7 protein-coding genes, 3 tRNA genes and 3 rRNA genes are annotated in these 14,587 nt (G+C 52.9%); 9 read left to right on the top strand and 4 right to left on the bottom strand.

Going from position 1 to position 14,587, the window contains the following annotated elements; genetic code table 11:
- Positions 1-310: 310 nt before the first annotated feature.
- A tRNA-Met gene (locus GXP58_11465) sits at positions 311-387 on the top strand.
- 98 nt (positions 388-485) lie between these two features.
- On the opposite strand, the gene GXP58_11460 is transcribed toward GXP58_11465, so the two are convergent.
- Positions 486-2,675 (bottom strand): tetratricopeptide repeat protein, encoded by a 2,190-nt coding sequence (locus GXP58_11460; protein NOY54210.1) that lies wholly within the window; start codon positions 2,673-2,675, stop codon positions 486-488.
- Between the two features lie 272 nt (positions 2,676-2,947).
- Here GXP58_11460 and GXP58_11455 point away from each other — a divergent pair, with 272 nt between their 5' ends.
- The 8 genes from GXP58_11455 (at position 2,948) to rrf (ending at position 12,961) form a co-directional block, all read left to right on the top strand.
- A complete protein-coding gene (locus tag GXP58_11455) occupies positions 2,948-3,736 on the top strand; it encodes a UDP-2,3-diacylglucosamine diphosphatase (GenBank protein ID NOY54209.1) in 789 nt (262 codons plus the stop codon).
- Between the two features lie 26 nt (positions 3,737-3,762).
- Positions 3,763-5,940 carry a bifunctional (p)ppGpp synthetase/guanosine-3',5'-bis(diphosphate) 3'-pyrophosphohydrolase gene (locus tag GXP58_11450; protein NOY54208.1) on the top strand — a complete coding sequence of 726 codons (2,178 nt, stop codon included), beginning with the start codon at positions 3,763-3,765 and terminating at the stop codon, positions 5,938-5,940.
- 61 nt (positions 5,941-6,001) lie between these two features.
- On the top strand, positions 6,002-7,279 hold the full coding sequence (locus tag GXP58_11445) for a tyrosine--tRNA ligase (protein ID NOY54207.1): 1,278 nt from the start codon (positions 6,002-6,004) through the stop codon (positions 7,277-7,279).
- Between the two features lie 311 nt (positions 7,280-7,590).
- Positions 7,591-9,154: ribosomal RNA gene (locus tag GXP58_11440) — 16S ribosomal RNA — on the top strand.
- A gap of 238 nt (positions 9,155-9,392) precedes the next feature.
- Positions 9,393-9,469 (top strand) — tRNA-Ile (locus tag GXP58_11435).
- A 58-nt stretch (positions 9,470-9,527) separates the two neighbouring features.
- A tRNA-Ala gene (locus GXP58_11430) sits at positions 9,528-9,603 on the top strand.
- Between the two features lie 167 nt (positions 9,604-9,770).
- A 23S ribosomal RNA gene (locus tag GXP58_11425) occupies positions 9,771-12,754 on the top strand.
- Positions 12,755-12,850: 96 nt separating this feature from the next.
- Positions 12,851-12,961 (top strand): 5S ribosomal RNA (rrf, locus tag GXP58_11420).
- Together the 16S, 23S and 5S rRNA genes with 2 tRNA genes alongside form the textbook arrangement of a ribosomal RNA operon.
- A gap of 61 nt (positions 12,962-13,022) precedes the next feature.
- On the opposite strand, the gene GXP58_11415 is transcribed toward rrf, so the two are convergent.
- From GXP58_11415 to folB, 3 genes are read right to left on the bottom strand one after another with little or no spacing between them, the layout of a single operon-like run.
- Entirely contained in the window at positions 13,023-13,700 is a 678-nt protein-coding gene (locus tag GXP58_11415) for a deoxynucleoside kinase (GenBank protein ID NOY54206.1), read from the bottom strand.
- A gap of 2 nt (positions 13,701-13,702) precedes the next feature.
- Positions 13,703-14,197 carry a 2-amino-4-hydroxy-6-hydroxymethyldihydropteridine diphosphokinase gene (folK, locus tag GXP58_11410; protein NOY54205.1) on the bottom strand — a complete coding sequence of 165 codons (495 nt, stop codon included), beginning with the start codon at positions 14,195-14,197 and terminating at the stop codon, positions 13,703-13,705.
- Positions 14,194-14,559 carry a dihydroneopterin aldolase gene (gene folB, locus GXP58_11405; GenBank protein NOY54204.1) on the bottom strand — a complete coding sequence of 122 codons (366 nt, stop codon included), beginning with the start codon at positions 14,557-14,559 and terminating at the stop codon, positions 14,194-14,196. The genes folK and folB overlap by 4 nt, the downstream gene beginning before the upstream one ends.
- Between the last annotated feature and the right edge of the window lie 28 nt (positions 14,560-14,587).

The raw sequence follows: 14,587 nt of genomic DNA, 5'->3' as shown, positions 1-14,587 counted from the left end.
AGGGGGGCTCGATAACATGCTCCGCATGGTCGCGCCGAAGGCGCGACACGATCTCGCCCTTTTCCCCTCTCCTGCTGCGATGCTCGGCTGCGTGACAGGGGGATGCTCCCCCTCTGGGGGAGTCAGGTGTGAGGATCCCCCTTCTTGTTTCTTTTGTTTCATCTTACAGGTGTGTCGTTAACTCACCATAAACCTTGAAACCAAGAGGGTTTTTTCCCCGGGTGAAACTCCTATCGCTGATTTAGGGAAAGAAAATTTCCTTGACATTCTCATGGATGTCTTCTATGATAGCCAACTTAATACAAAACGGCGCGGGGTGGAGCAGTCTGGTAGCTCGTTGGGCTCATAACCCAAAGGTCGGAGGTTCAAATCCTCCCCCCGCTACCAAGAAAAAAGCAAGGGGTCCCGGTTGTCGGGACCCCTTTTTTTGTTCACCGGAGGCAGTTACCCGGCAAAAGCGGGGATGATTGCGAAGGGGGGATTGATTATTGAGGGAGAGATCCTTCCTTCAGGATTGCTGCGGCATCCGAAGCATTGTAGAAATCCTTCCTGATCGCAAGCGACTGCCTCAGCTCCTTCAGTCCTTTTCGTTTGTTGCCGGTTTTGAGGTAGAGGATTCCCAGGTGATAATGAATCTCCGGTTCATCCGGTAGTAGAGACAGGGCCTTTTTGAGTGCTCCTGCCGCTTCAGGGTACTTTCCGCTCCTGTACAGGACCCAGCCCAGGGTGTCCTGAATGCTTGCTTGATCCGTTTTTTCCCGGGCCGCCTTTTTCGCCATCTCCAGTGCTTCCGGAAGCTTTTTGTTTTGTTCGGCATAGATCCAGGCAAGATTGTTCAGAACCGAAGCATCATCCGGCGTCTTGACAAGGACCCGGCGAAATTCCCCGGCGGCGGCAGTCAAGTTATGCCGTTGCAGGTAGAGCGATGCCAGCCGGGAACGTGTGCCGGAAAGAGCTGCATTCATCGACAGTACCTGCGTATACTCGGCAATGGCTTGGTCCGGTTGATTCATGGATCTGTGCAGTTCTGCTGCGCATAGATGGGGCATGGGATTGTCGGGGATCTTCACGGTTGCCTGGGAACAACACTGTAGTGCCTCATCGAGACGATTCAACCTCCTGAGCAGGTTGGATTTGTTCAAGTAGGGATCAAGAAAATCTTGTTTTTGTTGGATGGCCTTGTCAAAATATTCGAGGGCCTTCTCCGTGTTTTTCTTCTTCTCATAGGCAAGGCCCGTGAGGTTGAAGAGGACGGCATTGTCCCCATATTTGTTCAGTGCCTTTTCTCCGAGCAGAACCGCTTTTGCATAATCTCTTTTTTTGAGATAGGTGAGGATCAGCCGGATTGTTGAGGTGATCCTGCCCGGTGCCAGCTCCCGGCTTTTTTGCAGTTCCTCAATCGCTCGGTCGAGGTTGCCGACGGAACCGTAATAACCGGCAAAATTTTCATGGGTTTGTACGGAATCCGGGGCCAATGTCAGGGCTTTCCGGAAGGTGACAAGGGCCTCATCCGGCTGTCCGCCCTTGAGATAGCTGATGGCCAGCAGATTCAGCGCCTGGATGTTTTTGGGATTGGTTTTGATGACTGCCTTGAAATGCTTGACGGCATCCCCGATCCAATTCTGAGAGAGCGAACAGATCCCGGCGATCAGATGGGCGTCGGGATGATCCGGGCTGTATTCCAGGGTTTTCTGCGCATAGGTAAGGGCCTGTTGCAGTTTGTGCTTTTGCAGATAGATCTCCGACAGCATCAGGTAGGGAAGGGGGGTCTTCGGATTGCTTTGTATGAACAGGAGGATCTCCTTTTTCGCCGAATCGAATTCTTTTCGCCCGAAGTAGCCGGCCCCCAGGAGGAAACGCGGTTTGAGGGAGTCGGGGGAAATCCGCAGACCTTCTTTTCCTTCCGATATGGCCTCATCATATTTCCTCTGTTTCAGGTAAAGTGTGCCGAGTTTGAGATGAATGGAAAGAAGGTCGGGGTTGATGGAACGTGCTGTTTCCAGGGCCTTCAACGCCTGATTGGTTTTTCCCTCCCGGACAAAAAGATCTCCCAGGCCCATCAGGGGGCGAATATCATCCGGTTGGTTCCGACGTGCCTGTTTGAAAAATGGAAGTGCTTTCTCATTCTCGCCTTCCTGGAGATACAGGATGCCCTCTCCGAGGAGTGCGGGTTGAAAGTTGGCGTCGAGGGTCAGGGCCTGTTGAAACTGTTGATGGGCCTTGCCGGGCTTCTTGGCTTGTGCATCCATCCTGCCGAGCAGAACATGGGGAAGAGGGTTGTCCCGGCGCTTCTGAAGGCAAAGCTTGATCTCTTTTTCGGCCCGTTCGGTCTTTCCAAGAAATTGGCTTGCCTCCGCCATCCGGAGGTGGAGATCGTAGCTCTCCCATCCGGTCTTGGCCGCTTCTTCATATTCATCGAAGGCGGAATGATAATCCCCCATGCGGCTGTAGACTTTTCCCAGAAGAAAGTGTGCTTCGCCGTTTTTCGGCGATAGTTCCACGAGGTCTTCGAATTCTATCAGGGCACCTTTTGTTTCTCCCTTCTGAAGATAGGAGATCCCTTTCTCCCGGTGCCGGGTGATCTTGTCCGCCCGGTTTTCACAACCCGAAAGAATGAGCAGAAGAATCCCGCAACAGAGGATGAGGATGCGCCGATGTTTTCGTTGATCCGTCATATCCGGGAAACCTTTCAACAGGATGAAGAGCAATTCTAAGGGGTTAATTCACTATAAAAGATCCCGTGAAATGTGTCAACGGCATTCTGGAGGCCGCAGAGTGTATGAAACTTTTTCTCATTCTTGATTCGGATTGCTTTACCGCCTGCTGAATGTGCGATTTCAAATTCTTGTCTTCGATCCCTGTCTCAGGTATAGTAGAAACAGTCTTCAATTTGGATGATGCACCGTGCCGGAGGCGCGGAATCGTTCCCCTGGGAGGCAGCCTGCCCATGAAAGATTGGCTCTTTATTTCTGATGCCCATTTGTCGGAAAGCGATTCTTCCCGCCAGGAACGGTTGATCGATTTTCTGGAACGGAACCGGAGTGAACTCTTCTGCCTGGTCATTCTCGGTGACCTCTTTGAATTCTGGTTCGGATTCCCCGGTTATATCAATCCGGCCTATCGTCCGATCTGCGATACGCTCCGTTCACTTTCCCGGCAGGGAGTACGCTTGATCTACCTGGAGGGAAATCATGATTTCTTCATGGGATCCTACTTCAAGGATGACCTCGGTTGTGAGGTTTATCCCCGATCCCATCTCCTGGAATTGGCGGGGAAGAAGGTCTTTCTTTCCCATGGTGACGGCGTGAATCCGGGCGATGTCGGGTATCGACTTTTTCGGAGGTTGCTGAAGAACCGTTGTGTCTATGCCTTTATCCGGATGCTCGGTCCGGCCCGAGCGGAAAAATTGAAAGCCTTTCTCAGCCGCCACAAATGGATGCACCGACCGACCTTCTCGGGAAAAGAAAAGGGGGGGGCCGAAGAAGGGTTCGCTCTGAAACAGTTTTCCCGGGGGGCCGATGTTGTGATCTTGGGGCACAGTCATCTTCCCTGCCGGAAAACCTTTGTACTTCAGGATCGGACCTGCTACTATTTTAACGTGGGAGATTGGGTGGAGAACGATTCCTTCCTCCGTTATCGTCCGGAGCAGGGTTTTTCGCTCGAAGTTTTCGATGGGCACGGGCGACCGGAATCTCCGGTCTCGTGTACCGACAGTACCTGCTCCTGTAAGGGTTGATCTTTCGTTCATGAAGGGCTTCCTCTATGCTGCGTTTTGAAGACATCATTGAAAAAGTGCAGCGTTACAACGCCAAGGCCGACTTGACCATGCTCCGCAGGGGCTATATCTATTCCGCCAAGGTCCATCAAGGACAGGTCCGCATGTCCGGGGAGCCCTATCTGACTCATCCCCTCGAAGTGGCCGGGATCATGGCTGATCTGGAGGTCGATGTCCCGTCGATCGTGGCGGCCCTGCTCCATGATACGGTGGAAGATACCTATGCGACTCTGGAGGAAATCGAGGAATATTTCGGAGAAGAGGTTGCCGCCCTGGTGGACGGCATGACCAAGATCAGCAAGATGGAATACAAGACCCGGGAGGAGCGTCAGGCGGAGAATTTTCGGAAGATGATCCTGGCCATGGTCAACGACATCCGGGTGATTCTGATCAAGCTTTCCGATCGGCTCCACAACATGCGGACGTTGGAGTATCTTTCCCGCACCAAGCAGCTTCGGATTGCCCGGGAAACCCTCGATATCTATGTGCCGATTGCGCACCGACTCGGAATCTGGGTCCTCCAGCGGGAGCTGGAGGATCTCTGTCTGAAAATTCTTCATCCCGAAATCTACCGGCAGATTGCAGCACAGCTCCCTGCACAAATGAAAGAACTGGATATCTATGCCCTGGAGATTGCTCTTCTGCTCCAGGACCAGTTGAAAGAGTTCCATCTGAAGGCCGAAGTGGAGGGACGGCACAGCAGTATCTACGGGATCTACACGAAGATGAGAACACACAAAATCCCTTTTGAACGGATCTATAATATTATCCGCTTGCGTATTTTTGTGGACAAGACCATTGACTGCTATACCCTGTTGGGGGTGATTCACAATCTTTGGAAACCCGTTCCGGGGAAATTCCAGGATTATATCGGGGTTCCGAAGACCAACCAGTATCAATCTCTTCACACCCTGGTCATGGGCCACAAAGGACATCCCGTGAAATTTCAGATCCTGACCCGTTCAATGCAGCGTCGTGCTGAGCGGGGGATTACGACACAGTGGAAATACAAGCAGAGCCCCAAGGAGTCTCTGGAGCAGAAGGCGGAGCGATTCTTCTGGTTGAAACGGCTGCTGCAATGGCAGAAGGAACTGCTCGACTCGCGGGAATTTATGATCTCCGTCAAGGAGGATCTCTTTCCCGATGTCATTTATACCTTTACCCCTCAGGGGGAAGTGCGGGAGCTTCTGAAAGGATCAACGCCGATCGATTTTGCCTTTAATATCCATACGGAGATCGGGAAGCATGCCGTCGGGTCACGAGTCAATGGTCGTGATGTCGCTCTGGATTATTCTCTTTCGAATGGGGATACCATTGAGATCCTGACGTCCGAGGATCAGGTTCCGCAGCGGGAATGGCTCCGTTTTGCCAGGACCCCCAAGGCGCGGGCGCGGATCAAGGACTGGGTACGAGGACGGGAGCGGGAACGGAGTATCGAGTTCGGCCAAGCCCTGCTGCTGGATTCCTTTAAAAAATTTCAGATTGATCCTGCCCTGATAGAGAATGATGAGCGTTTCGGGGAGATGATTCAGAAGCTCGGTTTCCATGACCGGGAGAAGCTCCTCGAAAACCTGGGATATGGTAAGATCTCCGTCCTGCAGGTGGTGGAGAAGTTTTTGCCGGCGCGGGAGTTCAAACGGCTGAAGAAGAAAGAAGTGAAACTCCGGAAAAAGGAACCCTATGATCTTTCCGTCCCCGGCATTAAGGTGACCGGCATGGAGGATGCTTTCATTCATCTGGCCTCCTGCTGCAATCCCGTTCCGGGAGACCGGATTATCGCCTTTATCGGAGACAAAAGGGGAGTGTCCGTCCATGAGATCGACTGCCCCCTGGTACAGGAACTTGATGTAAATCCGGAACGGAGGATTGAAGTGCAGTGGGATGCCGATGCGAAGATCCCGCGTCCGGTCAAGGTCCGTGTGGAGGCCTCGGACCAGCCCGGTGTCCTGGCCGATATCTGCAGCGCCATTACTGCACAGGGGGGCAATATCGGGAGGACGCAGGTGGTCACCGGCAGTAACAAAACCGCCTTGTGTCAATTTGAGATAGAGGTTTACGACCGGACCCAACTGGACGAGATCCTTGCGTCCATCCGGAAGAACAAGACCGTCAAACATGTAGAGCGCATCAAAGGGGTCGAAGGTTCCAAAAGTTTGAGTAGCTGAACAAATGTCCCCGGTTTGTGTTTCTCGATCCCCCTTGCACGATGATTCGAACGGTAAGAAGATGCCGGCAGGGAGTGTCCGGGCTGAAAAGGAGAGGTTTTTGAAATCGATTGAAGAACAGCTTGAATGGATCCGGCGGGGAGTGGTGGAGATCCTTCCCGAAGAAGAACTCGAAACGAAACTGAAACAGGCACTGAGTTCAGGGAAACCGTTGCGGGTAAAAGCGGGTTTTGATCCCACGGCGCCCGATCTCCATCTGGGTCATTCCGTACTGATCCGGAAGCTGCGGCACTTTCAGGAACTGGGCCATGTTGTGATTTTTCTGATCGGCGATTTTACCGGTATGATTGGTGACCCCACGGGAAAGTCCGCAACCCGTCCCCACCTGACGCTGGAGGAGGTGGAGGCGAATGCCCAAACCTACCGGGCGCAGATCTTCAAGATCCTCGACCCCGGGCGGACGGAGATCGTCTTCAACAGCGCCTGGATGTCGGCCCTCAAGGCCGATGAACTGATCCGCCTGGCCGGCAAGATGACCGTGGCACGGATGCTGGAACGGGACGACTTCCAGAAACGCTACCGGGCCAACCAGCCGATCAGCATCCATGAGTTTCTCTACCCCCTGATTCAGGGCTACGACTCGGTGATGCTCAAGGCCGACATCGAAATCGGCGGCACCGATCAGAAATTCAATCTTCTGGTCGGCCGGGAATTGCAGAAGGAGTGGGAGCAGCCGCAGCAGGTTGTTCTCACCATGCCGCTTTTAGAGGGGCTGGACGGGGTCAGGAAGATGAGTAAAAGCCTGGGAAATTATATCGGCATTGAGGACCCCCCCGGCGACATGTTCGGAAAGATCATGTCGATTCCGGACGACCTGATGTGGCGTTACTATGAACTTCTCAGCGACCTGTCTTTGGGCGAGATTGCTCGACTTCGTGTGGAGGTGGGAGAGGGAATGCTCCATCCCATGGAAGCCAAGAAGCGGCTGGGGGAGGAGATCGTCCGGCAATACCATTCAGCGGAAGAGGCCCATCAGGCCCGGGATCAATTCGAGCATGTCTTCCGGGACCGGAAACTCCCGAAGGATCTTCCTGTCGTTGAACTCGACTGGGGGGAAGGGCCGATCTGGATCGTCAAGACACTCACTGCGACCGGATTGGTCAAAAGCGGCAGTGAGGGACGCCGGTTGATCCGGCAGGGGGCGGTGCAGGTGAACGGCGAGAAGATCTCCGACCTGGACTACAAACTGTCCATTCCGGAGAAGTCACACATTATCAAGGTGGGGAAGAAGCGGTTTGTCCGACTGGTCCCGAGCCGTAATGATCATGCGGGCGAATAGCTTTTACGAAAAATCCTGAGGAACGTGTCGGGTTATTCTTGACAACCCCCGCGGCGTGGGTTATATTTTGAAACAGGGAAAATCGGGAAAAGCAGGTAGGCGCTGAAAATAGATATTTTTCAGCAAGTTAGCACGGTGAAAAAAACCTCCTGAATATCAAAATAGTTCTTGACATCATTTTTCCCCTATGCTATCTTCCAGGACTCATTTGAAAGAAGCATCTGTTCTTTGAAAACTGAATCATGTATATTTTAGCCTGGCGGATTTGAAGCAGTAGAAAATCCGTAGCAAAACGGATCAATTTTTTTCAGTTAAACTGGAGAGTTTGATCCTGGCTCAGAACGAACGCTAGCGGCGTGCCTAACACATGCAAGTCGAACGAGAAAGTTCCCTTCGGGGGATGAGTAAAGTGGCGCACGGGTGAGTAACGCGTGGGTAATTTACCTTTGAGCTTGGGATAACCTCGGGAAACCGGGGCTAATACCGGATAAGACCACATATCACAAGTTGTGTGGTAAAAGCTTGCCTCTGATTCAAGCAAGCACTCAAAGATAAGCCCGCGTCTCATTAGCTTGTTGGTGGGGTAATGGCCTACCAAGGCTTTGATGGGTAGCCGGCTTGAGAGGGTGAACGGCCACATTGGCACTGGAACACGGGCCAGACTCCTACGGGAGGCAGCAGTGAGGAATATTGCGCAATGGGCGAAAGCCTGACGCAGCAACGCCGCGTGAGCGATGAAGGCCTTCGGGTTGTAAAGCTCTGTCAGCGGGGACGAATCCCCTCCGAGGTTAATAGTCTCGGAGACTGACGGTACCCGCAAAGGAAGCCCCGGCTAACTTCGTGCCAGCAGCCGCGGTAATACGAAGGGGGCAAGCGTTGTTCGGAATTATTGGGCGTAAAGGGCGTGTAGGCGGGTTCTTAAGTCAGAAGTGAAATCCCTCGGCTCAACCGAGGAACTGCTTTTGAAACTGGGAATCTTGAGTGCGGGAGAGGGAAGTGGAATTCCCAGTGTAGCGGTGAAATGCGTAGATATTGGGAAGAACACCGGTGGCGAAGGCGGCTTCCTGGACCGCAACTGACGCTGATGCGCGAAAGCGTGGGGAGCAAACAGGATTAGATACCCTGGTAGTCCACGCCGTAAACGATGGGTACTAGGTGTAGGAGGTATCAACCCCTTCTGTGCCGAAGCTAACGCATTAAGTACCCCGCCTGGGGACTACGGCCGCAAAAACTCAAAGGAATTGACGGGGGCCCGCACAAGCGGTGGAGCATGTGGTTTAATTCGACGCAACGCGAAGAACCTTACCTGGGCTTGACATCTGGGGAATCTCCTGGAAACAGGAGAGTGCCCGCAAGGGAGCCCCAAGACAGGTGCTGCATGGCTGTCGTCAGCTCGTGTCGTGAGATGTTGGGTTAAGTCCCGCAACGAGCGCAACCCTTATCCTTAGTTGCCAACAGTTCGGCTGGGAACTCTAAGGAAACTGCCGGTGTTAAACCGGAGGAAGGTGGGGACGACGTCAAGTCATCATGGCCCTTATGTCCAGGGCTACACACGTGCTACAATGGCCGGTACAAAGGGAAGCGATACCGTGAGGTGGAGCAAATCCTCAAAGCCGGTCTCAGTCCGGATTGGAGTCTGCAACTCGACTCCATGAAGTTGGAATCGCTAGTAATCGAAGATCAGCACGCTTCGGTGAATACGTTCCCGGGCCTTGTACACACCGCCCGTCACACCATGGAAGTCGATTGTACCGGAAAGCGCTGAACCAACCCGCAAGGGAGGAAGGTGCTGATGGTATGATTGGTAACTGGGGTGAAGTCGTAACAAGGTAGCCGTAGGGGAACCTGCGGCTGGATCACCTCCTTTCTAAGGAGTTCTTCGAGGATCCTTCGGGATTCCGGAACCATCCTAGGTTGATATCCGCCAGGCTAATATATACATGATTTAGTGAACAGCATAATCCCGGGAAGGGCGGTGGAAGTTGCCGACCGGGTCGATAGGCCGTATAGATGACTCTGGGCCTACAGCTCAGTTGGTTGGAGCGTCCCGGTTGAAAGCCGGGAAGGGCGGTAAAAACTACCGACCGGGTCGATAGGCCGTATAGATGACTCTGGGCCTATAGCTCAGTTGGTTAGAGCGCGCGCCTGATAAGCGCGAGGTCGGTAGTTCAAATCTACCTAGGCCCACCATTTTCAGAGGACAGATGACGGGATGATTTGGAAGCTCCGTCATTTGTCCTCTAAGAATGGGGGATTAGCTCAGCTGGGAGAGCGCCTGCCTTGCACGCAGGAGGTCAGCGGTTCGATCCCGCTATCCTCCACCAATCTGGACAATTGAGGGTTCGGAATTGGAAATTATGATTTAGGCATCATTTCCAATTCCGAGTTCTCAAGTATAGAGAACCGACGCCGGACCGTACGTCCGGATTGCTCTTTGACAGAAGAAAGTCACTCAATGAAACCGAGAACTAGGTAAGTTGACTTGAAAGCAGATAGATGGTCAAGTTATGTAGGGCACACGGTGGATGCCTTGGCATCAAGAGGCGATGAAGGACGTAGTAAGCTGCGATAAGCTTCGGCGAGCCGCTAACAGGCTTTGACCCGGAGATTTCCGAATGGGAGAACCCGGTCCCGGTCATACGGGATCATCCATTACTGAATTCATAGGTAATGGAGGCGAACCGGGGGAACTGAAACATCTAAGTACCCCGAGGAAAAGAAATCAATTGAGATTCCCTGAGTAGCGGCGAGCGAAACGGGAACAGCCTAAACCGTACCAAGACATTGGTACGGTGTTGCGGGACCTCATTAATGGGATTGTTGAGGGGTAGGTGAAGTACCTGGAAAGGTACACCATAGACGGTGACAGTCCGGTAACCGAAACCCTGAGGCACCCAAGAGGGATCCCAAGTACCACGGGACACGTGGAACCCTGTGGGAATCTGGGTGGACCATCATCCAAGGCTAAATACTACTTGATGACCGATAGCGAACAAGTACCGTGAGGGAAAGGTGAAAAGTACCCCGGGAGGGGAGTGAAATAGTACCTGAAACCGTGTGTCTGCAAGGTGTCGAAGCACTATGGTTTGTCCAGTGCGACGGCGTGCCTTTTGCATAATGAGCCTACGAGTTACTTCTATGTAGCGAGGTTAAGCGGAAGCGTAGCCGCAGCGAAAGCGAGTCTTAATAGGGCGTCCAGTTGCATGGAGTAGACCCGAAGCCGGGTGATCTATCCATGGCCAGGCTGAAGCGATGGTAACACATCGTGGAAGGCCGAACCAGTTGTGGTTGAAAACACTTTGGATGAGCTGTGGATAGGGGTGAAAGGCTAATCAAACCCGGTAATAGCTGGTTCTCCCCGAAATATATTTAGGTATAGCCTCATGAGTTCAGTGACGGAGGTAGAGCACTGGATGGGTTAGGGGCCCCACCAGGTTACCAACCCCAACCAAACTCCGAATGCCGTTAACTGCGATCATGGGAGTCAGACTGCGGGTGATAAGATCCGTAGTCGAGAGGGAAACAGCCCAGACCGTCGGCTAAGGTCCCAAATGATGAGCTAAGTGGAAAAGGATGTGGGAATGCACAGACAGCCAGGAGGTTGGCTTAGAAGCAGCCACCCTTTAAAGAGTGCGTAATAGCTCACTGGTCGAGTGAGCCTGCGCCGAAAATGTAACGGGGCTTAAGCTCATAACCGAAGCCGCGGGAGGATGGTCTTCTACGGAAGATCATCGTCGGTAGGGGAGCGTTCTGTAGAGGATGAAGTCAGACTGTGAGGACTGGTGGACTCTACGGAAGAGATCATGTAGGCATAAGTAACGATAATTCCGGCGAGAAACCGGAACGCCGAAAACCTAAGGTTTCCTATTCAATGGTAATCATGGTAGGGTTAGTCGGCCCCTAAGTCGAGGTCGAAAGACGTAGACGATGGGAAACAGGTTAATATTCCTGTACCACTGGAAGAACGCATGAGTGAAGGGGTGACGCAGAAGGGTAGACCAGCTCTGGATTGGATTGCAGAGTTCAAGCCCGTAGGGGGGGATCTTAGGCAAATCCGGGATCCCATTCAACTCCGAGAGGTGATGACGAGTCCGCATGACGGACACAAAGTGGTTGACCCCATGCTGCCAAGAAAAGCCTCGTAGCGAGTTCTTTTGGTGACCGTACCGTAATCCGACACAGGTAGGTGAGGAGAGAATCCTAAGGCGCTCGAAAGAACCCTGGTTAAGGAACTCTGCAAAATGACTCCGTAACTTCGGGAGAAGGAGTGCTCTTGTTAGGTGAAGCGACTTGCTCGTGGAGCCGAGAAGAGTTGCAAAAAAACGGCGGGAGCGACTGTTTACTAAAAACACAGGTCTCTGCAAAGTCGTAAGACGAAGTATAGGGACTGACGCCTGCCCGGTGCCGGAAGGTTAAGGAGAGGGGTTAGCTCAATTTATTGGGCGAAGCTCTGAACCGAACCCGGTAAACGGCGGCCGTAACTATAACGGTCCTAAGGTAGCGAAATTCCTTGTCGGGTAAGTTCCGACCTGCACGAATGGCGTAACGATTCCCGCGCTGTCTCAACCAGGGACTCGGTGAAATTGAATTGCCGGTGCAAATGCCGGCTACCCGTGGCAAGACGGAAAGACCCTGTGCACCTTTACTACAGCTTGGCAGTGAATTTTGGGTCAGCATGTGTAGGATAGGTGGGAGGCAATGAAGCCGGGACGCCAGTTTCGGTGGAGCCGACCTTGAAATACCACCCTTGTTGTTCTAGGGTTCTAACCTCGGCCCGTGATCCGGGTCAGGGACATTGTCTGGTGGGTAGTTTGACTGGGGCGGTCGCCTCCAAAAGTGTAACGGAGGCGCGCGATGGTTCCCTCAGGCTGGTCGGAAATCAGCCGTAGAGTGTAAAGGCAAAAGGGAGCTTGACTGCGAGACCTACAAGTCGAGCAGGTGGGAAACCAGGTCTTAGTGATCCGGCGGTTCCGTATGGAAGGGCCGTCGCTCAACGGATAAAAGGTACGCCGGGGATAACAGGCTGATCTCCTCCAAGAGTTCACATCGACGAGGAGGTTTGGCACCTCGATGTCGACTCATCGCATCCTGGAGCTGAAGCAGGTTCCAAGGGTTCGGCTGTTCGCCGATTAAAGCGGTACGTGAGTTGGGTTTAGAACGTCGTGAGACAGTTCGGTCCCTATCTGCCATGGGCGCAGGAGATTTGAGGAGAGCTGCTCCTAGTACGAGAGGACCGGAGTGGACGAACCTCTGGTGTTCCAGTTGTCACGCCAGTGGCACAGCTGGGTAGCTACGTTCGGAAGGGATAACCGCTGAAAGCATCTAAGCGGGAAGCCCACTTCAAGATAAGATCTCCCTGGGCCTTCGGGCCCCTGAAGACCCCTCGAAGACTACGAGGTTGATAGGCTGGGTGTGTAAGTCCTGTGAGGGATTGAGCTAACCAGTACTAATCGGTCGTGAGACTTGACCATTTATTTGCTTTTAATTCAGTTTATCTGGTCGGTTTGTATGAGTGACTAAAAGACGAAGTATAACGCAGCAGACGGACTTTTTACGAAGCTGTTGAAGTTTTCCGGTGGTGATAGCGGAGGGGAGACACCCGATCCCATCCCGAACTCGGAAGTTAAGCCCTCCAGCGCCGATGGTACTGCAAATTTGTGGGAGAGTAGGACGCTGCCGGAATTAAATCAGGAAGGCCAAGCATCTCAGTGAGAGTTGCTTGGCCTTTTTTTTATGAATTGAATCAGAAGAGGCTCTCCCGTTCCAGGGGGGCCTTTTTCTTTTCGGCCGTGGAAAGGGGGGTGTAATAGCGGGTCCCTTTTTTCATGAGAGAGATCTGTCGGGTCAGATCGTCAAGGTCTTCGTTGCTCTTCACGAAATTGATTTCCGAGGTTTTGATCACGAGGAGAGGGGTTTCCGTATAGTGAAAGAAGAAATACTCGTAGGCTTCGTTCAAGGCCTCCACATAGTCCCAATCGATATTTCTTTCGTAGGGTCGTCCCCGATGGCGGATTCGGTTCATCAGGACATCGGTGTCCGCCTGGAGGTAGATAACCAGGTCCGGGGTCGGGACCTGGTCGTCGAGGATGGAATAGATCTGTTCGTAGAGTTCCAGTTCAGGGTCGCTGAGATTCATGTAGGCAAAAATCCGGTCCTTGGGAAAAATATAGTCTGCGAGCGTATGGCGGTGAAAGAGGTCCATTTGGTTAAGTTCCAGGAGCTGATTGTACCGGCTTAAGAGAAAAAACATCTGTGTCTGAAAGGCGAACTGTTTACGGTGGGTATAAAACCGGGAGAGAAAGGGGTTCTCCTGCACCTTCTCCAGGACTTTCATTGCGCCGAGCCGTTCGGACAAGAGGTTGACCAAGCTGCTTTTCCCGACCCCAATGGGACCGTCCACTGCGATATATCGTTTCTCTATATTCATGACGGTGTTTCCATCTTCTCTACAAATTGATCCGTTCCAAGCTGTTTCAGAATTTCCTGAAAGTTCCTCTTGGTTACAGGATGTACCCCCTCCGGTACCAGTTCCGCAAGAGGTTCCATCACAAACCTCCGTTGGTCCGCGAAGGGATGAGGAACGGTCAGCCCTTTTTCCTCAAGAATACGGTCCCCGTAAAAGAGAAGGTCCAGGTCGATATTCCTCGGTCCCCATTTGAACGGAGTGTCCCGGCCCATCTCCCGCTCGATCAACTGCAACCGTTTTAGAAGCGACGAAGGGGGCAGCGATGTTTCGCCTTCCGCTACGGCATTTGCGAACCACGCCTGTTCTTTATACCCGACCGGGGCTGTCCGGTAGAAAGAGGAAACTCGGAGGAGAGAAAAAGCTTCCGTACCATTCAGGCCTGCCAGAGCACGCCGGATGTTTCCGGCACGATCTCCGATATTGCTCCCCAGCCCGATATAGACGAGGTTCATGACCGTGTCCTGCGGATCGTAACGCCCACCTTTTGTATGGAAAGAGGAATCGGAGGATGGGGTTTCGTGACGTTGACCTGAACCTTTTCGGGGGCAAATTCCTCCAGGATGATCTGCGCGATCCGTTCCGCCAGCGCCTCCACCAGATGAAACCGTTCCGTCCGTCCGATCTCGTCAATCCGTTTTGCCACGGCCGCATAATCGATGGTCTCTTCGATCCGGTCTGATCGTCCAGCCTCGGCACAATCCCGTACCATCTCGATATCTACAATATAGCGCTGCCCCAATTCCCGCTCTTCCGGCAGATCACCGTGATATCCGTAAAATTCAATCCCTTCGATCCGAATGGTGTCGGTCTGCATGGAGCCGTCCCTGCTAAGAGGCCCTATT

Source organism: Deltaproteobacteria bacterium, from assembly GCA_013151235.1.
GTDB lineage: Bacteria > CG2-30-53-67 > CG2-30-53-67 > CG2-30-53-67 > CG2-30-53-67 > JAADIO01.
This window is presented reverse-complemented; position numbering and strand designations above follow the sequence as displayed.

Excerpts from the sequence above, each read along its gene's own strand:
- folB (NOY54204.1), bottom strand. The coding sequence starts at position 14,559 with ATGCAGACCGACACCATTCGGATCGAAGGGATTGAATTTTACGGATAT.
- GXP58_11460 (NOY54210.1), bottom strand. The coding sequence starts at position 2,675 with ATGACGGATCAACGAAAACATCGGCGCATCCTCATCCTCTGTTGCGGG.
- folK (NOY54205.1), bottom strand. The coding sequence starts at position 14,197 with ATGAACCTCGTCTATATCGGGCTGGGGAGCAATATCGGAGATCGTGCC.
- GXP58_11455 (NOY54209.1), top strand. The coding sequence starts at position 2,948 with ATGAAAGATTGGCTCTTTATTTCTGATGCCCATTTGTCGGAAAGCGAT.
- GXP58_11450 (NOY54208.1), top strand. The coding sequence starts at position 3,763 with ATGCTGCGTTTTGAAGACATCATTGAAAAAGTGCAGCGTTACAACGCC.
- GXP58_11445 (NOY54207.1), top strand. The coding sequence starts at position 6,002 with ATGCCGGCAGGGAGTGTCCGGGCTGAAAAGGAGAGGTTTTTGAAATCG.